At 63.1% G+C, this 24325-nt stretch carries 23 protein-coding genes; 11 read left to right on the top strand and 12 right to left on the bottom strand.

Going from position 1 to position 24325, the window contains the following annotated elements:
* The first annotated feature begins 114 nt into the window (after positions 1-114).
* Entirely contained in the window at positions 115-624 is a 510-nt protein-coding gene (locus tag MOD31_RS19240) for a DUF456 domain-containing protein (protein ID WP_142937605.1), read from the top strand.
* Between the two features lie 62 nt (positions 625-686).
* On the opposite strand, the gene MOD31_RS19235 is transcribed toward MOD31_RS19240, so the two are convergent.
* Both MOD31_RS19235 and MOD31_RS19230 read right to left on the bottom strand, forming a co-directional pair.
* On the bottom strand, positions 687-1634 hold the full coding sequence (locus MOD31_RS19235; RefSeq protein ID WP_166842474.1) for a polysaccharide deacetylase: 948 nt from the start codon (positions 1632-1634) through the stop codon (positions 687-689).
* On the bottom strand, positions 1631-3190 hold the full coding sequence (locus tag MOD31_RS19230) for a cytosine permease (protein ID WP_250821417.1): 1560 nt from the start codon (positions 3188-3190) through the stop codon (positions 1631-1633). The genes MOD31_RS19235 and MOD31_RS19230 overlap by 4 nt, the downstream gene beginning before the upstream one ends.
* A gap of 108 nt (positions 3191-3298) precedes the next feature.
* On the opposite strand from MOD31_RS19230, the gene MOD31_RS19225 reads away from it, so the two are divergent.
* A complete protein-coding gene (locus MOD31_RS19225; RefSeq protein WP_250821416.1) occupies positions 3299-4759 on the top strand; it encodes a PucR family transcriptional regulator in 1461 nt (486 codons plus the stop codon).
* Between the two features lie 93 nt (positions 4760-4852).
* On the opposite strand, the gene purU is transcribed toward MOD31_RS19225, so the two are convergent.
* Genes purU through glyA form a run of 7 tightly spaced genes read right to left on the bottom strand, consistent with a single transcriptional unit; the run spans position 4853 to position 13773 of the window.
* A complete protein-coding gene (gene purU, locus MOD31_RS19220) occupies positions 4853-5752 on the bottom strand; it encodes a formyltetrahydrofolate deformylase (protein ID WP_250821415.1) in 900 nt (299 codons plus the stop codon).
* Between the two features lie 2 nt (positions 5753-5754).
* Positions 5755-7146 (bottom strand): L-serine ammonia-lyase, encoded by a 1392-nt coding sequence (locus MOD31_RS19215; protein ID WP_142937610.1) that lies wholly within the window; start codon positions 7144-7146, stop codon positions 5755-5757.
* Positions 7146-7784, bottom strand: coding sequence for a sarcosine oxidase subunit gamma (locus tag MOD31_RS19210; RefSeq protein WP_166842471.1), 639 nt, complete (start codon positions 7782-7784; stop codon positions 7146-7148). Before MOD31_RS19210 ends, MOD31_RS19215 begins: the two co-directional genes overlap by 1 nt.
* Positions 7777-10722, bottom strand: coding sequence for an FAD-dependent oxidoreductase (locus tag MOD31_RS19205; RefSeq protein ID WP_250821414.1), 2946 nt, complete (start codon positions 10720-10722; stop codon positions 7777-7779). Before MOD31_RS19205 ends, MOD31_RS19210 begins: the two co-directional genes overlap by 8 nt.
* 2 nt (positions 10723-10724) lie before the next feature.
* On the bottom strand, positions 10725-11141 hold the full coding sequence (locus tag MOD31_RS19200) for a sarcosine oxidase subunit delta (RefSeq protein ID WP_142937613.1): 417 nt from the start codon (positions 11139-11141) through the stop codon (positions 10725-10727).
* Positions 11142-11158: 17 nt separating this feature from the next.
* Positions 11159-12379: a sarcosine oxidase subunit beta family protein gene (locus tag MOD31_RS19195; RefSeq protein ID WP_142937614.1), complete on the bottom strand. Its 1221-nt coding sequence runs from the start codon at positions 12377-12379 to the stop codon at positions 11159-11161.
* Positions 12376-13773 (bottom strand): serine hydroxymethyltransferase, encoded by a 1398-nt coding sequence (glyA, locus tag MOD31_RS19190; protein WP_250821413.1) that lies wholly within the window; start codon positions 13771-13773, stop codon positions 12376-12378. The genes MOD31_RS19195 and glyA overlap by 4 nt, the downstream gene beginning before the upstream one ends.
* Before the next feature lie 150 nt (positions 13774-13923).
* Between glyA and MOD31_RS19185 the strand changes: the two genes are divergently transcribed.
* From MOD31_RS19185 to MOD31_RS19170, 4 genes are all read left to right on the top strand, one after another.
* The gene (locus tag MOD31_RS19185; protein ID WP_011776428.1) at positions 13924-14595 is read left to right on the top strand and encodes a GntR family transcriptional regulator; all 672 of its coding nucleotides are present in this window, start codon (positions 13924-13926) and stop codon (positions 14593-14595) included.
* Positions 14596-15221: 626 nt separating this feature from the next.
* Positions 15222-16574 carry an MFS transporter gene (locus MOD31_RS19180; protein WP_142937627.1) on the top strand — a complete coding sequence of 451 codons (1353 nt, stop codon included), beginning with the start codon at positions 15222-15224 and terminating at the stop codon, positions 16572-16574.
* Positions 16575-16602: 28 nt separating this feature from the next.
* Positions 16603-17859, top strand: a complete 1257-nt coding sequence (locus MOD31_RS19175) for an aminopeptidase P family protein (RefSeq protein WP_250821412.1) — start codon at positions 16603-16605, stop codon at positions 17857-17859.
* 92 nt (positions 17860-17951) lie between these two features.
* Positions 17952-18767, top strand: a complete 816-nt coding sequence (locus MOD31_RS19170) for an IclR family transcriptional regulator (RefSeq protein ID WP_142937629.1) — start codon at positions 17952-17954, stop codon at positions 18765-18767.
* A 106-nt stretch (positions 18768-18873) separates the two neighbouring features.
* On the opposite strand, the gene MOD31_RS19165 is transcribed toward MOD31_RS19170, so the two are convergent.
* Positions 18874-19353, bottom strand: a complete 480-nt coding sequence (locus tag MOD31_RS19165) for a DUF4383 domain-containing protein (protein WP_142937630.1) — start codon at positions 19351-19353, stop codon at positions 18874-18876.
* Positions 19354-19510: 157 nt separating this feature from the next.
* On the opposite strand from MOD31_RS19165, the gene MOD31_RS19160 reads away from it, so the two are divergent.
* From MOD31_RS19160 to MOD31_RS19150, 3 genes are all read left to right on the top strand, one after another.
* The gene (locus tag MOD31_RS19160; protein WP_250821411.1) at positions 19511-20482 is read left to right on the top strand and encodes a hypothetical protein; all 972 of its coding nucleotides are present in this window, start codon (positions 19511-19513) and stop codon (positions 20480-20482) included.
* A gap of 135 nt (positions 20483-20617) precedes the next feature.
* Positions 20618-20953, top strand: coding sequence for a helix-turn-helix transcriptional regulator (locus tag MOD31_RS19155; protein WP_250821419.1), 336 nt, complete (start codon positions 20618-20620; stop codon positions 20951-20953).
* Between the two features lies 1 nt (position 20954).
* Entirely contained in the window at positions 20955-21422 is a 468-nt protein-coding gene (locus MOD31_RS19150) for an SRPBCC family protein (RefSeq protein WP_011776421.1), read from the top strand.
* A gap of 11 nt (positions 21423-21433) precedes the next feature.
* Here the strand turns inward: MOD31_RS19150 and MOD31_RS19145 are convergent, their stop codons facing one another.
* Positions 21434-22075: a LysE family translocator gene (locus tag MOD31_RS19145; protein WP_250821410.1), complete on the bottom strand. Its 642-nt coding sequence runs from the start codon at positions 22073-22075 to the stop codon at positions 21434-21436.
* Positions 22076-22178: 103 nt separating this feature from the next.
* On the opposite strand from MOD31_RS19145, the gene MOD31_RS19140 reads away from it, so the two are divergent.
* Positions 22179-22634: an Lrp/AsnC family transcriptional regulator gene (locus tag MOD31_RS19140; protein ID WP_011776419.1), complete on the top strand. Its 456-nt coding sequence runs from the start codon at positions 22179-22181 to the stop codon at positions 22632-22634.
* Between the two features lie 4 nt (positions 22635-22638).
* On the opposite strand, the gene MOD31_RS19135 is transcribed toward MOD31_RS19140, so the two are convergent.
* Entirely contained in the window at positions 22639-23097 is a 459-nt protein-coding gene (locus MOD31_RS19135) for an Lrp/AsnC family transcriptional regulator (RefSeq protein WP_011776418.1), read from the bottom strand.
* Positions 23098-23421: 324 nt separating this feature from the next.
* Between MOD31_RS19135 and gluQRS the strand changes: the two genes are divergently transcribed.
* Positions 23422-24309, top strand: a complete 888-nt coding sequence (gene gluQRS, locus MOD31_RS19130) for a tRNA glutamyl-Q(34) synthetase GluQRS (RefSeq protein WP_250821409.1) — start codon at positions 23422-23424, stop codon at positions 24307-24309.
* Positions 24310-24325: the final 16 nt, after the last annotated feature.

The raw sequence follows: 24325 nt of genomic DNA, 5'->3' as shown, positions 1-24325 counted from the left end.
GGGGGACAAGGGCTGCAAATGGACGCCGAGGTCCGCAGAGCGATTGAGAATGCTGCACAGGACCGTTTGATGCGGTACTACCGTGACCGTGGTTGGACGGTTAGACTTGGGGCCATGAACGCCGAACTCATCGTGACCATCCTGTGTGGCCTGGCCATTGCGGTGGGCGTGGCCGGGACCATCATTCCTGTACTGCCCGGCAGTATCCTCATCGGCGCGAGCCTCTTGGCCTGGGCTATCTGGGGCGGTGCCGGTGGCATGGGCTGGGTGATCTTTGCTGTGGGCATGGTGTTTGTGGTCTCTGGAATGGCGGCCAGCGCCGTGTTGACGGGGCGCAAAATGAAGCAGCACGGGATCCCCAACAGATCGGTGCTGATTGGTGTGGTCCTAGGCGTGGTGGGCATGTTCGTTATCCCCGTGGTGGGTCTATTTGTGGGGTTCGCGCTGGGGCTGCTCCTTAGCGAAGTGCAGCGCACGCGGAACTTCCAGGCTGCGCTGCGGTCCAGCGGGGCTGCGCTGAAAGCGACCGGCATAGGGATGCTGGTGGAGTTTGCCTTGGCCTGCGCCGCCGCGAGCACCTGGATCATCGGTGTATGGACAGAAGCGGTGTACGGGGGCCCTTAAACACCGTCGCCGGGATGGCGTGCGATACAGAGTTGTCATCACATGCCATCCCGGCGGAAGAATTACCGGAGGGTGGGAATCTTGACCTGCGCCGGGCGGAAGCTTGCTCCAGCTCCGGGGAACAACGGGACGTCGATCCGTGCGTGGGTGTGGATTTCCTGCACGGTGTCCTTGGTGTGCTGTGCGATCTCCGCCAGGGTGGTGACCCACATGCCGTCCAGGTCCTTGACCCGCTCCATTAATTGCTCCAAGGCGACGGCACGGGACGGCCTGCCGGAGATGAACGGGTGGTTGGTCAGGACGAAGCAGCTTCCCTGTGAATGATGTGCCTGGGCCTCGAGCGTCCACATTTCCAAAGCCTTGGCCGGGCTCTCGATCACCCCGCTGCCCGTGACTCCGGGGTAGAACCCGTACTGCTCCCAGTCATCAAGCGCCCAGTCCACTGGGATCTCCACAATGTCCCGGGAGTCGCCCTCGGCGACGGCCATGCGGTAGGGGGCATCGCCGTCGAGCAGGCTTGAATCGTAAAGGAAGCCCCGGTCCGCCAGCAGTGCTGGGGACTGCCAGTTCAGCTCCCACCACGGTGCCCGGTAACCAACCGGCCGGATTCCTGCCACGTTGGCCAGTGCTTCGAGGCCGCGGTCCAAATAGCTCGCTTCAGTCGCGGCGTCGATCCCCTGCATGGGCTCGTGAAGGTATCCGTGGTGCGCGATCTCATGCCCGCCATCGGCGATCCTGCGTACTACGTCCGGGTAGCTCTCCGCCGTGAAGCCGGGAATGAAGAACGTTGCCTTGATGTCCTGTCGGTCCAAGAGTTGAAGTAAGCGCGGCACGGCGATTTTGGGGCCGTATGACTGGTGGCTCATGAGGGACATCCGGCGGGTGCTGGAAGGATCATGGGCGATGGTGCAGGACTCGGCGTCGACGTCGAAAGTGAAGGACGCTGCGGCCCGGTAGCCCTCGGGCCATGTGATCGGGTGGAGCGAATCAGCGAAAGCGGGCTGGATCATGCTGTAGTCCTTTCGGGAACTGCGGGAGTGACTGGCTGTGTCACTGACACGTGGTTTGAGTCCGCCAGAAGGTACTTCTTGTGGGCCCGTGGCCCGAGGAGTGCGTAGCTCACCGCGCTGGTCAGTCCGCCCGCCAGCCAGGAGAGGTCCCAGCCGCCCAGGGCTACGGCGATGGGACCCTGCATGGCGGGTAACAGGCCGTACATGAACAACCAGGTGGAGAAGATGCCCACCAGCAGCGAGACGATTCCGGCCCAGTTGATGACGGGCAAACGGTGTGTTCCTACGGGATCGAAGAGGCGGTCAACCTTGGCCGGCCAACGCTTATCAAGCCAGAAGTAGTGCACCAGCATGACCCCGCCCCAAGCGGCCACCCAGGCGACCAGCCCGATCAGCCAGGCATCGAGAACAGCGGCGAAGTCCTCCTGGAAGATGAAGAACACGACGGCGATGAGTGAGAAGGCGCCGACGAACAGGTTCAGCTTGCGGCGGCTGATCTTGATATCCAGGGCCTGCGTGGCCACGGAAAAGGTGTAGATGTTCAGGATGTTGGTGGCGATGGGACCATGCAGGACCATGAGGAGGACCGGGAGGGCCAGGACGCCGAAGTTCTGGACAATGAGTTTTCCGGGGTCGATTTCGCCGCTGTTGGTGGCCAGGCTTGCTCCGAGGACGCCGAGCCACACCACAGGGATGAACTGGCCGAGGACAGAGGCAAGATACACCTTGCGTTTGGGGACCGAGGTGCTGACGAAACGGGAATAGTCCGCAGCGTAGGTGAACCAGGTGATGCCCCAGCCGATGCCAATCGCCGTCATCACTGCGCTCATGGCGGCGATGCGCTCGGAACCTTCAAGGATGTTGCCGGCCGGGCCTGCATAGCCCCAGTCGATCTTCATGCCGAACCACGCCACGCATGACATGACGGCCAGGATGATGATGGTGGGCGGAACCGTCCACTTTTCGAAGGCTGCAATAGCCTTGTAGCCGAACCAGGCGATGGCTACCTGGGCCGCCATGATGGCCGTGGCGACGCCGATCTTCCAGGCGTAGTTCTTGGCTTCCGGGTCAACCCAGCCAAGGGTGCCGAAGAGCGCCATGACCAGATCCAGGATGATCCAGGTGTTGACGGCGCACCAGCCGATCACCAGCAGGGCTTGGATGGCGGCGGGGAGGTAGTTGCCCCGGCGGCCGAATGCTGCGCGGGCCAACACCATTCCGGTGGCGCCGGTCTTCTGGCCAAGGAGGACAAAGCAGCCGAACAGCAGCATGCCGATCAGGTTTCCCAGGACCAGGACGATCACGGTGTCAGCGAAGCCAAGGCCAAGGTGGATGCCGAGGGCGCCGAGCACCCAGTTGATAGGTGCGAGGTTGGCGCCTGCCCAGATCCAGAACTGTCCGGAAACTTTGCGGGTGCGGTCTGATTCGGGGATGGGTTGAAGCCAGGCTTCGCTGTCGTGGCCCGGCGCCGTTGCCGGTCCTGACAGCGTTGAGCCCGGCTGGGAAGAGCCTGTTTGCGCTGAACTCGAACGCGAAGAAGAGAGGTTGTCTTGCATGGGGAGAGCCTCCGTGTATGAAAGGGACCCTTTCAGCGTATGTGCCCCGGATCACAGCAACAAGATACGATGTGTCTAAGCAAATAGATCGCCACCGTACGGAGTGTCATGTCCATAGCCTTGGGCTCGGCTTTGAAGTCTCAGAGCCTCAAATCCGCAGAACCCCGCTTCCTCAACAACGTCCCTGAGGCGTTGAGCCGGGGCGTCCGTTGGGTCCACTCCAGTGAAGTCCTGGACATTGCTCCGCTGCTCAGCGGCGGTGAGCTGTTACTCAGTGGCGGCCAAGCCCTGGCCGGCGTCACAGCCGAACGGCAAGCCGACTACGTCCGTGAGCTCGCCGCCCGGGGCATTGCTGCCTTGGCCCTGGAAACTGGTCCAGCCCTGCCCGAAGTTCCTGCAGGCATGCTGGAGATCGCCGAGGCGGCAGGATTGCCCGTGATCGAGCTGCGCCACGTGGTTCCGTTTGTGGCAGTCATGCAGGAGATCAATTCGCTCCTGGTCAGCGAATCCGTGGAGCACCTTCAGCGCGGCGACCAAGCCAGCCACGCCATGGCAGCAGAGCTTGCCCACGGCGGCGGGCTCGATCAACTCCTGGCGGTGCTGTCCGAAAAAACGGGGGCAAGTGCGCGGCTGCTCTCACCATCGGGCGTCACCCTCAGTTCTGCAGGCTCGTTCGAAGTCGCCGGCAGCGTCACCATCGTGGACGTGCCGGTCCGCGGCGTCCTTGCCGCGCGGCTTGAACTGCACATGCCCGACGACGGCGACGGCGGCCTCGCACGGGTGGCCGGCGAACGTTCCGTGGACATTCTGGGCTTGGCACTGTTGCAGCGTATGCCGCCGGGTCTGAAGGAATTGGCGGGCATCGAACTCATGCGTGCCATTAATTCGGGTGGCCAACACTGGCAACTTCAGCAACTGGGTCCGGCATCGGGGTTCCCTGCTCAGGGCGCGGTGGCCGCAGTGGTGATTCGATCAACCGGCGCCGGGCATTTGCGTCCGGCGGTGGACGCGTTGCTCCGGCTCTCTGTGCCGCATAGTGCGAGCTACGCCGATAACGCTGAGCTGATTGCAGTCGCTGCTTTGGGGGAGGGGGACGCCACCAGGCGTGCGCTGGTGGAAGCCTTGCGAGGGCTGGAAGTACCCACCGGATCCTTGGTGGCTGTGGGGCCGTTGGGCAACGGGATTGCTGAGGCGCCCTGGTCCTTGGCGGAGGCCCGCCGGGCCTTTGATCTGGCCTCGCCAGGCAAAGGCGTTGTGGATGCCGACACCTTGGCCGTGGAGCTCCTGGCTCAGGAAACACTTGACCCGGCCACACGTGAAGGGTTCGTCCAGCGGCAGCTGGGTGCCGTCGTCGAGCATGATCGTCTGAAGAAGTCCCAACTCATGAGGACGCTGAGTGTGTGGCTGGATACGGGCTGCAACACGGCCCAGGCCGCCCGCGAGCTGCACTTGGAAAGGCAGTCCCTGCATCACCGGCTGCAACGGATCTTCGAGCTGTGCGGCGGTGACCCACGCGGGAACGGCCGGCTGGCTGCGCTGCATCTGGCAACTCGGCTGGCTCGGGTGTAACCCCGGTCTAACGCGAAATCGCGGGTCCGCTGCGAATTCGCCCGTCAGCAACAGCGAATTCACAGCCGACCCGCGATCTCGGCGGGGCAAGCACTACTTCAACACGATCGTCCTGTTCCCATTCAGGATGATCCGCCCCTCGCAGTGCCAGCGAACGGCGTTGCTGAGGGCCTTGCATTCGGTGTCCCGACCGGCGGCCACCAGATCGTCCGGTCCGAAAGTGTGGTCCACTTCCACTACCTGCTGGGCGATGATGGGACCTTCGTCCAACTCGCCGTTGACGTAGTGGGCGGTGGCACCCACAGTTTTCACACCACGCGCGTACGCCTGGTGGTAGGGCTTGGCACCCTTGAAGCTCGGCAGGAACGAGTGGTGGATGTTGATGGCGCGGCCATCGAGCTTCCGGGCGAGGTCGTCGCTGAGGACCTGCATGTAGCGGGCCAGGACAATGAGTTCCACGTCCAGCTCATCGATGATCTCCAGCAAACGTCCCTCGGCCGCGGGCTTGGTGGCAGCCGTGACGGGGACGTGGAAGAACGGGATCCCGTGCCACTCCGCCAAGCCCTGATGGTCGGTGTGGTTGGACACTACGCCCACCACGTCGATGGGCAGCTCGCCGATCCGTGCCCGGAACAAGAGGTCGTTCAGGCAGTGCCCGAACTTGGAGACCATGATCAGCACGCGTCGCTTGTACCCCTGACGCTTAAGCTGCCAGTTCATGCTGTACTTATCGCCCACAGGGGCAAAAGCGTTCCGCAGCTGATCAACAGTGGAGTCATCGCCGTCGGACGCGAAATGCACGCGCATGAAGAAGTGGCCCTCTGCGCGGTCGCCGAACTGCTTGTTGTCGATGATGTCGCAGCCGTGGTCCAGCAGGAATCCGGACACGGCATGCACGATCCCGGGCCCTTCGGGGCAGTCCAGGGTGAGAACGTGTTCCACCGTGGTCTCCGCGGAGGAGGCGGCAGTGGTTTCGGTTTGGATGGCAGTCATGGCTAGCACTCCACTACGTTGACGGCGAGGCCCCCACGGGAGGTCTCTTTGTACTTGGATTTCATGTCCGCGCCTGTCTCGCGCATGGTTTTGATGGCCTTGTCCAGGGACACTTTGTGGCTGCCATCGCCGTGCAAGGCAAGGCGGGCCGCGTTGATGGCTTTGACGCTGGCGATCGCATTGCGTTCGATGCAGGGGATCTGCACCAGCCCGCCCACGGGATCGCAGGTAAGGCCCAGGTTGTGTTCGATGCCCACTTCGGCGGCATTTTCCACTTGCTCGGGCGTCCCGCCAAGGACTTCGCAGAGGCCGGCCGCCGCCATGGAGCAGGCGGAACCCACTTCACCCTGACAGCCCACCTCGGCACCGGAGATGGACGCGTTGATTTTGAACAGGATTCCGACGGCGGCCGCCGCCAGCAGGAACCGCACGACGCCGTCGTCGTTGGCTCCTGGAACAAACTTGGTGTAATAGTGCAACACTGCCGGGACAATTCCGGCGGCGCCATTGGTGGGCGCGGTGACGATCCGGCCGCCCGCAGCGTTTTCCTCATTCACTGCCAAGGCGAAGAGGTTGACCCATTCCATGGCGAGGAGCGGGTCCGCTGAGGCACTACCGTTCAGGTCCGCGTCGGTTTCGGAAAGCTTTTTGAACAACGACGGCGCCCGTCGCCTGACGCTCAAACCTCCCGGCAGGATTCCCTCGGCAGAGCAGCCGTTGTCAACGCACTCCTGCATGACAGCCCAAATGCCCAGCAGCCGTTCGCGGAGTTCCTCTTCGGAACGCCACACGAGTTCATTGGCCAACATGACGTCCGAGATGGACATGCCTTCGCGCTCGCAGATCGCCAGGAGTTGGTCCGCCGTGGTGAAGGGGTAGGGGAGAACGGTGTCATCGGCTACCACTTTGTCGGTGCCGGTTGCGTCCCCGTCCACCACGAAGCCGCCACCGATGGAGTAGTAGCTGCGTTCCCGGAGCACGCCGCCCGTGTGGTCCAACGCGCGGAACGTCATGCCGTTGGGGTGTGCAGGCAGCGACTTGCGGCGGTGCAGGACCACGTCCTCGTCCCAGTTGAAGTCCACCCGGTGGTTGCCGCCCAGACGCAGTTCCGCCTCGAGTGCCGCCGCCGCGACCTGGTCGTCGGCCGTATGGGTGTTCACGGTTTCGGGGGAGTGGCCTTGCAGCCCCAGCACCACGGCTTTGTCTGAGCCGTGGCCCCGGCCGGTGGCGCCCAGGGAGCCGAAAAGCTCAGCCTGGACGCGCACCGTGGCCGGAAGCTGGCCGGACGATTCGAGACCGTCCGTGAACTGCTTTGCCGCGCGCATGGGGCCAACCGTGTGTGAAGACGACGGCCCGATGCCAACAGAAAACAGGTCAAGCACACTCAGTGCCATCAGGGGACCTCAGGGGAGGCGTATTCCCTCATGGCGTCCAGCAGCCAGCGGCCCAGGAAGTCGGCAAACGAGGCCCGGGGAAAGATCCGGTAGGAGTCCTCGGAAGTCTTCCACAGCATCACCGGGATGTGTGCAAGTTCCGTGGAAACGGCCGTGCCCGGCTTGAAGACACGCGGGTGCAAGTCCAGCGCGCAGGTCTTTTCCAACACTGCCCGGGCGTGGCTGCCGGAGAGCTCGAACGTGGTTCGGTTGGCGGACAGGTCCACCACCTGGCCGGCATCGTTGCCCAGTGCAGTGGTCAGATCGCTGACCAAGGATCCGCCCAGGGAGTCGTGGGCTTCCTCCGGTGCAACCACCAGGAACTCGGTGGGGCCGAGCCACAGGGTGTTGACGGAATCCGTCCCCGTCACTTCACCGCAAGCGGCAGGCAAGCCGCCGGTCACGGACGCAACGCGGGCGCCGGCGTTGGACGTCCGGTCAACCCGGATGCCCACCATGGCCTGGTACGGGATCTCGGTGAGTGTCACTATGCCCGGAACTGAGCCGGACGTGAACGCCTCAGCCAGGTGCTGGGCCGGGCTGCGCCGTGCCCCACGAACACTGTTCACGGTTTCTGCGGGGGTTGCTGTTTCAGCCATCTTTGCGGGTCCCTTCAGCATCGAAAAGTACGGTTTCGCCAACAACCACGTCCACCAATTGGTCTCCCAGCGAGGCCACCAAGGTCTCGCCGATGCGGTTGCGGCCGTTCTGGATAAGTGCCAGGCCGAAGGAACGGCCCAGCGCGGCGCTGTGGTAGCTGGAGGTCACGAAGCCCTCCATGGGGACGGGTCCGTTGGCCGGGTTGACGGGGATGTCCTTCTCCACCAGCTGCGTGCCTTCCGGCAACCGCAGCGAGTGGTCTACGGGAAGAACGCTCACCAGGTGCTTGCGGTCTTCGCGGCTTGCGTCCTGCCGGAGGTAGGAGCGCTTGCCGATGAAGTCCTTGGCCTTGGAAACGATCCAGTCCATGCCCGCGTCCTGCGGGGTGACCGTACCGTCGGTGTCCTGCCCCACGATCGGGTAGCCCTTCTCGGCGCGGAGCACGTGCATGGTCTCCGTACCGTAGGGGGTGATGTTGAACTCGGCACCCGCGGCAGCAACAGCTTCCCAGGTGTTGAGTCCGTACCAAGACGGGATGTTGATTTCGTAGGCGAGTTCGCCGGAGAAGGAGATGCGGCAAACGCGTGCCTGCACTCCGGACGCCAACGTGGTTTCGCGGAAGGTCATGAACGGGAAGTTCTCGGCCTCCAGGCCACCGTTTTCGGCGAGCTGGGGTGCAACCTTGGCGATCACGGCGCGGGATTTCGGGCCAACCACGGCAATGGTGCTCCACTGTTCCGTGACGGACGTGCAGACCACGTCGAGGTCCGGCCACTCTGTCTGGTGCCACTCTTCCAGCCAGTCCAGCACCTTGGCTGCGCCGCCGGTGGTGGTGGTCATGAAGTAGCGGTCATCATCCAGGCGCAGGGTCACGCCGTCGTCGAAGATCATGCCGTCCAGGGTGCACATCACGCCGTAGCGGGCGGATCCCGGTGCGAGCTTCTTGAACGCGTTGGTGTAGACGCGGTTCAGGAATTCACCCGCGTCCTTGCCGCGGATCTCGATCTTGCCCAGCGTGGTGGCGTCCATGAAGCCCACGGAATCGCGGACGGCGGCGCATTCACGCAGGACTGCCGTGTCCATGTCCTCACTGCCCTGCGGGTAGTACCAGGGGCGCTTCCACTGTCCAACATCTTCGAACAGTGCGCCTTGGGCCACGTGCCACGGGTGGATGGAGGTGACTCTTGCGGGGTCGAACAACTCGCCGCGCTGGCGGCCAGCCAGGGCCGCGAAAGCGACAGGGGTGAACGGTGCACGGTACGCCGTGGTTCCGATCTCGCCGACGCCGGGGATGCTCTCTGCGCCACCGAACTTCAGTGCTGCGGCGATGACACCGATCGCGTTAACGCCGGACGTCTTGCCCTGATCGTTGGCCGTGCTGATGGAGGTGTACCGCTTGACGTGCTCCACGGACCGCATGCCCGCTCCGGTGGAGCGAAGGACGTCGGCCACGGACTGGTCGCGCTGGAAGTCCACAAAGTGGTGGTGCCACTCGCCCGGCTCACCGGTCTGGCCGGGAACCAGCCAGAGCTGGCGGCTCGGCGCGCTTGCCACGGGAGCCTGCAGTTCCATCGGGGTTGTTGCGGATTCGAACCCGGCAGCGATGGATGCTGCTGCTCCAGCCGAGATACCTTCTGCCAGGCAGTCCTGGAGTTCGTAGCTGCCCCGGCCTGCGCCCACCACTTGCTGGTCCCTTACGGGAGCGGTGGGGATGAACGCTGCGAGCTCGTCATCCCAACGCAGTTTGCCTTGACGCTGGCTGTGGAGGTGAACCACCGGGCTCCAACCACCAGAAACTGCAAGAAGATCGGCAGCCAGCTCTTCGACGCCCGAGGTGAGTTCGCCGTCGTCGTTAATACTGCGGACGGTGACCCCGTTCAGGCGGCCACTCTCATCCGCGGAGGTGTCAGCCACGGCGCTGCCGATGAGGACCCGGGTACCGGACTCGACGGCGGCGGCGGCCTTCGCGCTGATCTGCGGACGGGCATCGACGACGGCGGCAACCGCCACGCCTGCTGCCTTCAGATCCGCGGCAAGAGCGTAAGCGGAATCGTTGGTGGTGCTGATGACCACGCGCGACCCGGCGGCCACGGCGTAACGGTTCAGGTAAGTGCGGGCTGCCGAGGCGAGCATGATGCCCGGGCGGTCGTTGTTCTCGAAGACCAGGGGACGCTCATGGGCGCCCGGAGCCAGGACAACCTGCTTGGCACGGATGTGCCAAATACGCTGGCGGGAGACACCCGAGGCTGCCGGGACGCTCAGGTGGTCCGTGCGGTTCTGGGCTGCAATGAAGTAGTTGGAGTCGTAGGAGCCGAATGCGGTGGTGCGGTTCAGCACCGTGCATTCAGCGGCAGAAACCAGCTCGGCCTCCACGTCCGCAACCCACTCCAGGGCCGGCTTGCCCTCGATTTCTTCCGCCAGATCCGGGGCTGTGGAACCGGAGAGCAGTGAGCCGCCGAGCTCGGGCTGGTCGTCGATGAGGATGACGCGGGCGCCGGTGCGGACAGCTTCGCGGGCCGCTGCCAGGCCGGCGATGCCGCCGCCGACAACCAGTACATCCGTGTGGACGTACTTCTTGTCGTACTCGGCCTTGTCCTCGTTCGGGTCAAGCTTGCCCAGACCGGACAGGAGCTCAACGTTCATGCCGTCCACCAAGGAAACTGCGGTGGCGGGAAGCATGGACTCGGCAACGTGGCCCGGGAAGCGGGGAGCGATCTTGACCAAGGCGTTGGACTCTTCTACGCCGGCTGCCATGATGCCGCGGGGGCGGTCCTCATAAAGGGAGTTGCCGGCGTTGATGTGGCCATTGGCCAGCAGTGCCGAAGCGATGGTGTCCCCCGGGTGGCCGGTGAATTCCTGGCCGTCCACGGTGAAGCGCCAGGAGATGCTGCGATCGATGCGTCCGCCGGTGGCGAGGCGTGCGTTCTTGCTGGTCACTTCTAGACTCCTTCCGAAGAGATGGGGGTGGTAGCTGTGGGGGAGGCGGCGCCGGGGGAGAGGCCCGGTTCGCCGGCTTGGCCGAACTCACCGGCCTGGGTGAACTCGCCCGGCTGTTCCGGTGCTTTCTTTGGACTCGTCACCTTGATGTCCGGCCGGGGCTGGCCCATGCCGTAGATGGAGTGAATCTCGTAGCTCACGGTGTCGCGGAGCATGTTGAACCACTGGCGGCAGCCTGTGCTGTGGACCCAGCGTTCTGCGAAAGTTCCCTTGGTGTTCTCGCGGTAGAACAGGTATTCAGCCCATTCGCGGTCCGTGAGGTCGTTGGGGCTCTCCGGGTAGGCGACGTGTGCTTGGCCGCCGTAGTGGAATTCGGTTTCGTCGCGTGGCCCGCAGTTGGGGCATGAAATGAGGAGCATGTCTTTTCCTGTCCTGGCTAGTGGGCTACGGCTGCGGCGCCGTGTTCGTCGATCAAGGCGCCGGTCTCGAAGCGTTCCAGCGCGAAGGGCTTGTTCAGCTGGTGCGGAGCGCCGGTGGCGATGGTGTGCGCGAAAGTCAGGCCCGCCGCCGGAGTGCCCTTGAAGCCGCCGGTTCCCCAGCCACAGTTGACGAACATGTTCTCCACCGGGGAGAGGCCAACAATGGGAGAAGCGTCCAGCGTGGTGTCCACAATTCCGCCCCAGGTGCGGAGCACATGGGCCCGGGCGAAGATCGGGAAGAGCTCCACGGCTGCTGCCATCTGCTCCTCGATCACGTGGAACGAGCCGCGCTGGCCGTAGCCGTTGTAGGAGTCCACACCGGCGCCCATTACCAGTTCGCCCTTGTGGGCCTGGGATACGTAGACGTGGACGTGGTTGGACATGACCACCGTGGGGTGGACCGGCTCGTGCAGTTCAGACACCAGCGCCTGGAGCGGGTGGCTCTGGATCGGCAGGCGGAAGCCGGCCATTTCTGCCAGGACCGAGCTGTGGCCGGCGGCGCAGAGGCCCACCTTTTCGGTGTTGATGGTGCCGCGCGTGGTCTGGACACCGGTGACCTTGTTGCCGTCCTTGATGAAACCGGTAACTTCGCAGTTCTGGATGATGTCCACGCCAAGTTCATCGCACTTGCGGGCGAAGGCCCAGGCCACGTGGTCGTGCTTGGCGATGCCTGCGCGTGGCTGGTACGTGGCGCCCATGACGGGGTAGCGGATGTTGTCGCTGATGTTCAGGATGGGGCAAAGTTCCTTGACCTGCTGCGGGTCCAGCCATTCGGCGTCTACACCGTTGAGGCGGTTGGCACCCACCCGGCGAACGCTTTCGCGAACATCGCCCAAGGTGTGGGCCAGGTTCATGACACCGCGCTGGCTGAAGAGGAAGTCGTACTCCAGCTCTTCCGGGAGGATTTCCCAGAGCTTGAGGGCGTGCTCGTAGATGGCTGCGCTCTCGTCCCAAAGGTAGTTGGAACGGATGATGGTGGTGTTGCGGGCCATGTTGCCACCGGCCAGCCAGCCCTTTTCAAGGATGGCGATATTCGTCATCCCGTGGTTCTTCGCCAGGAAGTATGCGGTGGCCAGGCCATGCCCGCCGCCGCCCACAATCACGGCGTCGTAGCTTTTCTTCGGGTCCGGGTTGCGCCAGAGGAAGTCCGGGTGTTCGGGGAGGTGGTCTGCACTCACTTGGCTGCTCCAATCAGTTCTGCTTCGGTTACGGCGCCATTGCCGTTGTGGTTTAGGTGCGGGTAGAGGGGGAACTTGTTCGCCAGGGCGGTCACGCGGTTGCGGAGTTCGACGGCGGTGGTCTCGTCCAGGGTGACGTCACCTTCGGCGGTGGCTGCTTCGACGCCTGCCTGGGTGCCTGCTTGGGTGCCGCTGTTCGCTGCGGCGATCAACGCCGTCGCAATGATGTCCGAGACCTCGGTGAAGTCCTCGGCACCGAATCCGCGGGCGGCTAGGGCGGGCGTGCCGATGCGCAGGCCGGACGACACCATGGGTGGGCGGGGGTCGAACGGGACGGCGTTGCGGTTGACGGTGATGCCGATCCGGTGCAGCGTGTCCTCGGCCTGCTGGCCGTTGAGGACCGAGTGGCGGAGGTCGGCGAGGACCAGGTGGACATCGGTTCCGCCGCTGACAACGGAGATGCCGGCTGCGGCAACGTCGTCCTGGAGGAGGCGCTGGGCCAGGATCTTGGAACCCTCAAGGACGCGGAGCTGGCGTTCCTGGAACTCGGGCTCGGAGGCCATCTTGAAGGCAACGGCCTTGGCTGCGATGACGTGTTCCAGCGGACCACCCTGCTGGCCGGGGAAGACTGCCGAGTTAACCTTCTTGGCGATGTCGGCGTCGTTGGTCAGGATCACGCCACCGCGCGGACCGCCGAGGGTCTTGTGGGTGGTGCTGGTGACAATGTGGGCGTGCGGCACGGGGCTGGGGTGGAGCCCAGCGGCCACGAGGCCGGCAAAGTGGGCCATGTCCACCATGAGGTAGGCGCCCACCAGGTCAGCGATGCGGCGGAATTCAGCGAAGTCCAACTGGCGGGAGTACGCCGACCAGCCGGCCACGATCAGCTGCGGCTTGCTCTCCAGCGCCAAGCGCTCAACTTCAGCCATATCTACGGTGTGGGTGTCCTCGCGGACGCCGTACGGAACAACCTTGTACAACTTGCCGGAGAAGTTGATGCGCATGCCGTGGGTCAGGTGGCCGCCGTGGGCGAGGTTCAGGCCCATGATGGTGTCGCCCGGGGTGATCAGTGCGTGCATGGCCGAGGCGTTGGCCTGGGCGCCGGAGTGGGGCTGAACGTTGGCGAATTCTGCACCAAACAGGGCTTTCAAGCGGTCAATGGCGAGCTGTTCAATCACATCAACGTGTTCGCAGCCGCCGTAGTAGCGCTTGCCGGGGTAGCCCTCGGCGTATTTGTTGGTCAGCACCGAGCCCTGGGCTTCCATGACGGCCGTAGGAGCGAAGTTCTCAGAGGCGATCATTTCCAGCGTGGACTGCTGGCGGATGAGTTCCTGGGCGATCGCCTGATCGACCTCCGGGTCCGCCTGTGCAAGCGGGCGGATCAGCGGTTCAACCATGGTGTTCTCCTTCAAAAGCTTGTCTAGTGGCCGACTGTTAGGCAACTGATATATTAGAACTATTGCCATAGTATGTTGAAGATCACATGGTCGTCAACAGGTCCGGGAAACTCATCCGTGGGACCGTGGTTGTGACAACGGGAGAGAGCAATGAGCGCAGCACTGGAAGCACTGGAGTCAGCTCCGCAGGGCACGTCCCTCGCAGAGAACGCCTACCTGCTGCTGCGCGACAGGCTCATCATGCTGGACGTCAAACCCGGCGACCCCATCAACGACGGCCAGATAGCAGCCGAACTCGGCATCGGACGCACCCCCGTCCGTGAGGCCATCAAGCGCCTCGAGAGCGACCACCTCGTGGTGTCCTACCCGCGGCGCGGCACCTTCGCCACGGGCGTTGACATCACCCAGCTCGCCGAAGTCTCCGAAATCCGCGAGCTCTTGGAACCCCTGGCCTCCCGGAAAGCTGCCCGCATGGCCAGCCCCGCCATGCGCTCAGAGCTCCGAGCCGTCGCCGCCGCAATCCGCGATCTTGAAGGCCAGGACAATTCCTCCCAGGACCTCATGCGCTACGACATCCAGGTCCACAGGCTGATCTACAAAGCTTCGGCCAATGCCCACCTGGAAGACGTCCTCATTCGCTACGACAACCTCGCCACCCGCATCTGGTGCCACATGCTCGAGAAGATGCCCTCCGTTTCCGGCCACATCTCCGAGCACGTCGACCTCCTCACGGCCATTGCCGACGGCGACGAAGACCGTGCCGCAGAGCTCGCCCTGCACCACGTAGTCAGCTTCGAAGAGACCATCCGCAAGGTCCTCTAGCTTTCCCGCCCTGCCGTGCTCCCGCCTTCCGGCGGCGGGCTCATCCTCTGCGCGCTAGGTCGTCACTCCCTTAGACGCGCGCTGCCGGATAACCCACCCCCTCCCGATCCTCTCTCACGTCTTGCGGGTTTTTTGGCGTCGCTCTCTCACATCCCGCGGTTTTGAGCTGGTCGCTCTCTCACATCCCGCGGGTTTGAGCGGATCGCTCTCTCACGTCCCACTGGGAGTTGCTGGATGCAATCTCCAGTGGGCCTATGGGGCCGACTTGCCCTAGGTTGCAAGCCTCGCCGCCCGGCCCGCGGGAACGTGGACAGCGGCCAGGAACGAAAGGCTCGACGTCGATGTGGACTTGAGTGCCGACGACGCCTCCTCTTCGCCCTAATGAGAGAGCGATTGGGTTTTGGGGGTGGGATGTGAGAGAGCGTCGTTAGGGGCAACTGCGTTGGGTTAGATGCAACAAACGCCTTTTGCGCCATCAGTCCACTCCGGTCAGCTGTTTAGTCCGGCCGGCCAGATTGAGCTGATGCTTATCCGTCACAACTAACCCTTGACCGTGGCGCCGCTCACACATATTCTGGTGCAACAGCGTTGCGCTGAATGCAACCCAAATCAATTTTGGTGGACACATGAGCAATGAATCATCTGTGGCAGCCGCTCCAGGCAGCCCCTCCCACATCTCCCACGCACCAGGTTCCCAACCGGAAGTCAGCAAGGACACTCGACGGCGAGTGGTCACCGCAAGCTTCATCGGGAACTTTGTTGAGTGGTTCGACTACGCCGTGTACGGATACCTGGCCGGCGTCATCTCTACTGTTTTCTTCCCCGAGTCAGACCGCCAGACGGCCCTGCTCGCAACCTTCGGCGTGTTTGCCATCAGCTTCTTCGTCCGGCCCTTGGGTGGTTTCATCTGGGGCCACATCGGGGACAAGCTGGGCCGCAAGCAAGCGCTGAGCCTGTCAATCGTCCTGATGTCCGTGGCGACGTTCTGCATCGCACTCATCCCCGGCTACGCCACGATCGGCGTGATGGCGCCCATCCTGCTCCTCCTGGTAAGAGTCGTCCAAGGCTTCTCCGCAGCCGGCGAGTACGCCGGGGCGTCTGCCTTCCTGGTGGAGTATGCGCCGGCGAATCGGCGCGGACTGTATGCCGCCGTCGTGCCCGCCAGTACTGCAGCGGGTCTGCTGCTGGGGTCCTTGCTGGCAGCCCTGCTGAGTTCAGTCCTGACCGCGGAGCAGCTCAACGAATGGGGTTGGCGATTGCCGTTCCTGTTGGCTGCGCCCATGGGATTGATCGGCCGGTATATCCGGACCAAGCTCGAGGACACGCCGGCTTTCCGGGAGCTCGCTGCCAAGGACAATGCGGTCAAAGCCCCTGCCTTCGCCATGTTCAGGACGTACCGGAAGCAACTCATCATTGCCACCGGCGCGGTGTTGCTGAACGCTGTGGGCTTCTACGTGATCCTCAGCTATATGCCCACTTACCTGTCGGAAGAGCTGGGCTTTGGCGCAACGGAATCATTCCTGGCCACCACCATCGCCCTGGCCAGTTACATCGGCTTCATCTTCCTAACCGGCATGGCGTCGGACAGGTTCGGCCGCAAGCGGATGCTCATCACGGCATCAGTGCTTTTCATGCTGCTAACGGTGCCGGCTTTCATGCTCCTGGATACCCGCAATTTCCTGGTGATCGTGCTGGTGCAGATTCTGCTGGGCGGAATGCTGACCCTCAACGACGGAACCTTGCCGAGCTTCCTGGCCGAGCTCTTTCCCACGAAGGTCCGGTACACCGGATTCGCCGTCAGCTTCAATCTCTCCAATGCCCTGTTCGGCGGCACCGCGCCGTTCATGGCCACCCTTCTTATCGGCATGACCCACAACCAGCTGGCCCCCGGTTGGTACCTCGTGGCTGCCGCTCTGGTTTCCCTCATCGCAGTCCTGTTCGCCACCGAGACTTCCAAAAAGCCTCTGCTGCAGGACTAGTACAACCCACCCATTGAAAGGAACAACCATGACCATCACCCAGAACGAGGCCGTCAACGATGTGGCCAAGCTCGAGCGCACCAAGGTCCTCAACAACGGCGAAAAAGTATCGCTGACCTTCTCCGACGCCGAGTTCGAGCGTCGCCTCTCCGGACTCCGCCGCATCATGGCCGAGAAAGACCTCGACGCCGTCATCCTCACCAGCTACCACTCCATCAAGTACTACTCCGACTTCCTCTTCACCTACTTTGGCCGCTCCTACGGCATGGTGGTCACCAAGGATGACACGGTCACCATCACGGCAAATATCGACGCCGGGATGCCTTGGCGCCGCAGCTACGGCGAGAACCTGGTGTACACGGACTGGCGCCGGGACAACTACATCCACGCCATCCAGGAAGTCCTGCGGACCCGCGGCATCAACCCGCGCCGCATCGGCGTCGAGGATGACTCGCTGCCGCTGGACAACCGCAACAAGATCCAGGCCGCGTTCTCCGGAGCGACGCTGGTTGACGTAGCCCAGGCAGCAATGCGTCAGCGCATGATCAAGTCGGACGAGGAAATCGCGGTCATCAAGCACGGCGCCCGGATCGGTGACCTGGGCGGCGAGGCCATCCGCAACGCCATCACGGCCGGGATCACCGAGTACGAGGTGGCTCTGATCGGTACCGAGGCCATGGTTCACGAGATTGCCCGGACCTTCCCGGACTCTGAAATCCGAGACACCTGGGTGTGGTTCCAGTCCGGCATCAACACAGATGGTGCACATAACTGGGCCACCACCCGCAAGATCCAGGAACACGACATCCTGTCCCTGAACTGTTTCCCCATGACCAGCGGCTACTACACGGCACTGGAGCGCACCCTGTTCTACGGCGAACCGGACGCCCGCTCTCTGGAACTGTGGAACATCAACGTTGAGGTCCACAAGCGTGGTCTGGAGCTCATCAAGCCCGGTGCTGTGTGCAAGGACATCGCGGCAGAGCTCAACGAGATCTACGTCAGCCACGGCTTGTTGGCCAACCGGACCTTTGGCTACGGCCACTCCTTCGGTGTGTTGAGCCACTACTACGGACGCGAGGCAGGCCTTGAACTCCGCGAGGACATTGACACCGTCCTGGAGCCGGGCATGGTGGTGTCCATGGAGCCGATGATCACGGTGATGGACGGCCAGCCGGGTGCTGGCGGCTACCGCGAGCACGACATCCTGGTGGTGGGCGAAGACGGCGCGGAGAACATCACTAAGTTCCCGTTCGGCCCCGAGTACAACATCATCGGAGCCTAGTGACCCGGCCGGTGGACACAGCGTGGTGTCCACCGGCCGAATCCGGTGGGGCGTCCGCCGTCGAAATATCTCCAGCGAAATATAGTGAACCCATGACTCCCACCGAATCCAGCGACACTCTTGAGAACAGCAACAGCACTGGTGACAGCAAAAACACCTCGGTGATCGTCAACGCCATCGCCGTCTTGAGGAGCTTCACTGCTGACGAGCCGCTCCTGGGAGTCACCGAAATCGCCGGCCGCATTGGCCTGCACAAGAGCACCGTCTCCCGGATCCTCGCGACGCTGGAACAGGAGAATCTTGTAGAGCGCGACGTCGATTCGCGCAGGTTCCGCTTGGGGCTGGGCATGATCGCCATGGCCGGCCCCCTCCTGGCGGAACTCGAAGAGCGTCGCGTTGCCTACCCTGTGCTGCGCGAACTTACTGAGCGGACGGGGGAGACCAGCGCGCTGATGGTGTGGAACGGCAACGAGTCCATGTGTGTGGAGCAGATCCCCAGCCGTCACCAGGTCAAGCATCTCGCTCCGTTGGGTGCCCGCTACAACGAGGCCCTGAGTTCATCCGTGCAGGTCTTCCTTGCTTCGGAGAACGAGGACCGGGTGCGCCAGTTGCTGCGCAGCGGATCGATCACGCTGACCGGCGTGGACGAGGATGCGGTGGAGGCTTATTTGCTTCGCCTGAAGGAATCGATGGAGCGTGGGTGGGCAGTGAACTTCGGTGAGACATCCATCGAAGAAGTGGGCGTGGCCTCACCCGTGTACGACCACCGCGGCAACATGGTGGCCTCCGTCCTGATCCCGGCCCCGAAGTTCCGTGTTTCGCAGGACACCCTCAACAGTCTCGGCGAAGCCTGCGCCGCAGCAGCGGCTAAGGTGACCACGCGGTTGGGTGGACGTGCTCCGCGCTAAGCCGGGTACCGCCGTCGGGCCCTCAAGCGGTGGGTGCGAAAAAACGGCGGCCGTCCCGCTTAAGGGGACTGCCGCCGTCGTTATTCTGCAAGACGTGCGGAAGGGGCTACATCTTCCGTCGCGCTGTGGTTGTTTCGTCCATGGCGTCCCTACCGAGCCAGGCTCCCAGACCGATCATGGCAACGCCGAGGATCAGGTGCAGCCAGTTGTCAGCGGTGTTGAACGGGACAAAGTTGGCGCCTGTTTCCTGGTTGATGACCAGGCCATAGATCCAAAGAACGATGTACACGGCGCCGCCGCCCAAGAGGAACAGGCGGGCCATGCGTGCGTTCCTTGCCATGGCCAAGCCGGCCACGCCAAACAGCAGATGAACGATGTTGTGGAGTACGGACACTTGGAAGACTCCAAGCAGCATGGCGCCGGATTCATGTCCCGCAAAGGTCATGGCGCCGAAATTGGTGGTGATCCCGGGGATGAAGCCCAGGACGCCTACCAGCAGAAATACAATGCCAACGCCCATGGCGGTGTTGCGTAGCGTCAACCCCATCATGTGGTGGTGTTCGGCGGGGTGCGAAGCGGTGGTCATCAAGTCCTCCCTTTCACGCTGTTACCCGGCTCTTCTCATGGAGAGCCGACCTGCGGCAAGGGCTGTGGCAAAAACCTTGCCGACGCCGCCATAATACTCCTGAAATGCCTCCGATAGCAGGGGATGTGCCCAGTTCAGCGGCGGTTAGCATGGAATTATGAGCCAAGCTCCCAACGGACGCGTGCACACGATTTTCCACGACACCCGCGATCTCACTCCTTTCCGCGAGGGCTACGTCCGCACTTCCGTGCGGGGGCTCGCTGACGGCGTGAATGATGTGCTCTCCGGTGTCCTGAGCGGCCGCGATCATGCACGGTTGACGGTAGCCGGCAACGTACCGCGGCTGAGGATGTTGTCCTCCAAGACGGCGAAGGCCATGCACGAGGCCGTTTTCACCTCCACGGAGCCGGATCGGCTTCTGGCCTTCGGCCGCATGTATCCCGGGTGGGCGGGCCTGTGCCATGTGATGGCTGGGTTGCTCGCGTACAAACATGGCGGGTTTTTGAGGGCGTCCGAGCTGCTGCAACGCGGTTTAACAACAAGGATCGACGACGACGCCAGCCAGTTCTCGGCAATGTACCTTGGGCAGGTGGTCACCAAGGTTGAGGTGGCCGAACGGATTGAGGTTCCGGTCCTGTTCAGTGAGGAGTCCGTGTTTTTGGCGCTGTCCCATTGCCTTCGGGAAATGGGGATGACCGAGGCGGCGTTGGAAGCAGTGGTGACGTTGCCGCCATCGTTGCCTTCGGCGTTGGCGCGCTGCACTGCGGCGTACTCGTTGGAACGGCACCGTGATGTGGTCCTGTGGACTGAGGGTTTGCTGAACACGGACGACCTCTCGGCGGCGCTTCTGCTGATTCGGGCGCGGTCGCAACGGGCCAGGGGTGACTTCGAGTCGGCTCAGGTGGCACTCAAAGAAGTGCTCCGGCGTCGAAAGACCAATTTGGCGCTGAAGAATGATGCGTTGACTGACAGGGCCCTGCTCGCTCTTGACCAGGGCCGGCGGACGTTGACTCCGTGGTCCAAACGGCCGGCCCCGCCTGCGGAGCTGGAGGCTTTGGAAGTGATCCGGAAGGATGCCGAGATGCGGCGTCTATGGGAGAACGACTTCAGGCAGCTGGGCGGCGAATAACAACCATTGTGCCTTCCCTGGGAAAGGCGTAATCTCTTAATCAATCAAACGGTTGATCAATTATTCAGTTGATCATAGAGTTAATGATGAGAGGTTGATGCGGCAGTGGAGGAAGAAGCTCTGGACAGGGCCTTCATGGCTTTGGCGGATCCGGTGAGGCGGGCCATGGTGGCACGCCTGTCCCGGGGAGACGCCACCGTCAACGAGCTCGCTGAACCGTTCGCCATCACCAAGCAGGCGGTTTCCAAACACATACAAGTCCTGGAGCACGCAGGATTGGTAACCCGCTCACGCGATGCCCAGCGCAGGCCTGTCCACTTGGATGCTGCCGCCTTGGAGCGGCTGACCGCATGGATTGACCAGTACCGGCTGATCGCCGAGTCGCGCTTTCGGCAGCTGGACGAGCTGCTGGGTGCCGGTGACTCCCACCAACAACAAGAAACAAACCAGCAAAGGAGAAAGAGGAACTGAAATGAGCAATCCAACAACAATCACCGCTGACCCTGGCGTCCCGTTCGTTGACACGGTCCGCGAATTCGATGCCCCGGTCAGTGCGGTCTTCAAAGCCCACGTTGACCCGGATCTCTTGGCTAAGTGGCTGGGCCCGCGCAGTACTCAAACGAAAATTACCGAGTACAACGCCACCACTGGCGGCAGCTGGCGCTACGAGAGCGGCGACGATAATGGAATGGCCGGATTCCGCGGCGTTTTCCACACGGTCGAACCCGACGCTTTGATCATCCAGACCGTCGAGTTCGAGGGCGCGCCCAACCAAGTGGTCATCAGCACCACCACTTTCGAAGATATCGATGGCAGGACGCGGATGTCCGCGCACGAGGTCTACCCCTCGGTTGAAGCGCGGGACATGGCTTTGGCTACCGGGATGGACTACGGCGTGATCGAAGGATACGAGCGCCTGGATGAGCTGCTTGCGGCCTAGCGGCGTGCCGGCTATATCTGCTGTAGAAGCGGAAGGAGTTGCTCGGATAGCAGCGCTGTCCCCAGCCCGATCATGATGATTCCGCTGATCAGGGTCACAACGCGGGCGGCGCCGGGCCGGGAAGCCAGCAGCTTCCTGGAGGTCAATGCGACTGCGGTGTACACCATGCCGGCCAGGATCACGAAGGTCAGGCCCAGCAAGCCGGACTGGACCGGAACCGGCAGTGCCGCCTCGGGGCTGACGAACTGTGGCACCAGCGCCACGAAGAAGAGCAGGCCTTTGGGATTTATACCGCTGGTGCCCATGCCCTGAAGGAAGGTGCGGAGCTGGTTTCCGGACTGCACGACGCCGCCTTCCGCACTGAAGCTCGCGCCTCGCCACGAGCGGATGGTAGCCACGCCGAGCCACAGCAAGTAGGCAGCTCCCGCGATGGTCAGCCACCCCAGTAGTCCTGGGACTCCCGCCAAGAGGGCTGCCAACCCTGCCGTCATTAGCGCGGTGTGGACGACGTATCCGCTGCACAGGCCGGCGACGGCGGGGACGAAGCTGCGTTGCTTGAGTCCGGCCGAAATCGAGTAAGCCCAGTCGACGCCGGGCGTGCACGCCAAGCTGACGGCGACGATCATGAAGGCCATAAACAGCTGCGGGTTCACGTTTTCTCTCCAGGGCTAGGTGGTAGGAAAACTCTAGGGAAAAACCGGCCATAAGTGTTCCTCTTTTTAGCCCACTGCCCGTCGTTCCCGGTAAGATTATTGCGTGATTGACGGGATCGATAGAAGTATTTTGCGCCACCTCCAAGATGACGGCCGGATGACTGCCACAGCCCTTGCTTCGAAGGTGGGTTTGACGGTGGCTCCCTGCCACCGGCGGCTCCGCGATTTGGAATCCTCAGGGGTGATCCGCGGCTACCGTGCAGACATCGACCCTGCCGCAGTGGGCCTGGGTTTCGAAGCGATTGTTTTTGTGACCCTCAAGCAGGTGGAACGCACCATCATGGCGGAGTTTGAAGAGCGCGTCACCGCCAGTCCCAACATCGTGGAGGCGCAGCGGCTCTTCGGGTCGCCGGACTATCTGCTCAAGGTCATTGCCGCGGACCTCCCCGCGTATCAGCGGTTCTACGACGACGAACTGGCGGCCCTTCCCGCGGTGGAACGGCTGACCTCAACGCTGGTGATGAAGAACCTGAAAACCAACATCGGACCCCCGGTCTAAGGCCCTACTCCGCGAGCAAGCCAGTGGTCCGGTAGGGGATCACTTCCCGGAGGAACATGCTGGTTGACGTGCGCACTATGCCAGGGCATAGGCGAATCTCTTCGGATACGCGGTAGAGATCGTCCGGACTCTTGGCAACCACCCTGATGATGAGGTCGGTATCGCCGGCCGGGGCGTGGCATTCCAGGACTTCCGGGATCTCCCGCAGTGCAGCGATGGCCTCATTCAGGTGACTTTGATCGAGTTCGGCGCTGACGGCAGCTGCCACGCCACGGCCTAAAGCCGAGGGCAGGACGCGGCTGCTGTTGGGGCGGAGGGCGCCGGACGCCGTCATTCGTTCCAGGCGTGACTGAACTGTTCCGCGAGCGAGGTGCAACGTCTGGGCCAGCACCATGATGGGCACGCGTGGATCCTCGTCCAAAGCGGCGAGGATCCGGCGGTCCGTGGCGTCGAGTTCCTGCAATGTGACCACTCCCTGACTAAGTTTTCACGTAAGACTGGTCAGATCGACTAATCGTTCTGATGTCCGTTGCACCAACTGTATGTCTTCTGCTCAAATGATGACAACGAAGCAGGACGAGGCTACCGCCAAAACCCGCAGGCACCAGGACCCCGGAACACCACCCGGAGCCCTGCACAGGTTTCCCGCAAGGAAGCAGCCGCTGATTGACTCTTGTTCACAGCATTGTCATTCTGCACCCGCCCCTTCACCCGGGTGTCACAGCAAGAGCCCCTGAGCTACCGGATCGTTGCGGTAGCTGAGGGGCTCTTGTGGTTGGCTTGGATCATGACTTCCGCTGGCCGCTTCGCCCCGAGCCCCTCCGGCGAACTGCACGTCGGCAACCTTCGCACCGCAATTCTCGCCTGGCTATTCGCCAAGTCCAGCGGCCGGGATTTCCTGCTGCGCGTCGAGGATCTGGACCGCGCCCGCTCCGGTGCCGAGGCCGAGCAGCTCCGCGACCTGCAGGCCGTCGGCGTCAGGTGGGACGCCGCCGTCGTACGCCAGACGGAGCGGGCGGAACTGTACGAAGCCGCGATTGCGCGCCTCACGGCTGACGGCCGCACCTACGAGTGCTTCTGCACGCGGCGGGAGATCCAGGAAGCGCCGTCCGCACCGCACGCCCCGCAGGGCGCTTATCCGGGGACGTGCCGGCGACTTTCGCACGCCGAACGCGAGATCCGGCATGCGACGCGTCCGGCTTCCATCCGCTTGCGCTCAGAGGTTTCGGAGTGGGCTGTTGAGGACCAGTTGCACGGCACCTACCTGGGAGTGGTGGATGACTTTGTGCTTCGCCGGAACGACGGCGTCACGGCCTACAACCTCGCGGTAGTTGTTGACGATGCTGCCCAAGGAATTGACCAGGTGGTGCGCGGCGATGACCTCCTCCCGTCCACCCCGCGGCAGGCCTACTTGGCGACGCTGCTGGGGCTGCAGGTCCCTGAATATGCCCACGTTCCGCTGGTGGTGAATCACGACGGCGTCAGGCTGGCAAAGCGCGACGGTGCCGTGACGCTGGGCGACCTCGCCGCCGTCGGAATTCCCGCCCAACGCGTGCGTGACCTGATCCTTGAGTCCCTGGATTTGCCTGCCGGAAGCGTCCAGGATGCGCTCCAGCACTTCACCCCGCAAAATGTGCCAAAAACGCCTTGGGTGTGGAAAACTCCCCAGGCCTGAATCGACCGCCGCGTAG

Origin of the sequence: Paenarthrobacter sp. TYUT067, assembly GCF_023656375.1 — a bacterium.
Taxonomy (GTDB): Bacteria; Actinomycetota; Actinomycetes; order Actinomycetales; family Micrococcaceae; genus Arthrobacter.
The sequence above is the reverse complement of the archived record's forward strand: the minus strand, read 5'-3'. Positions and strand labels throughout refer to the sequence as shown.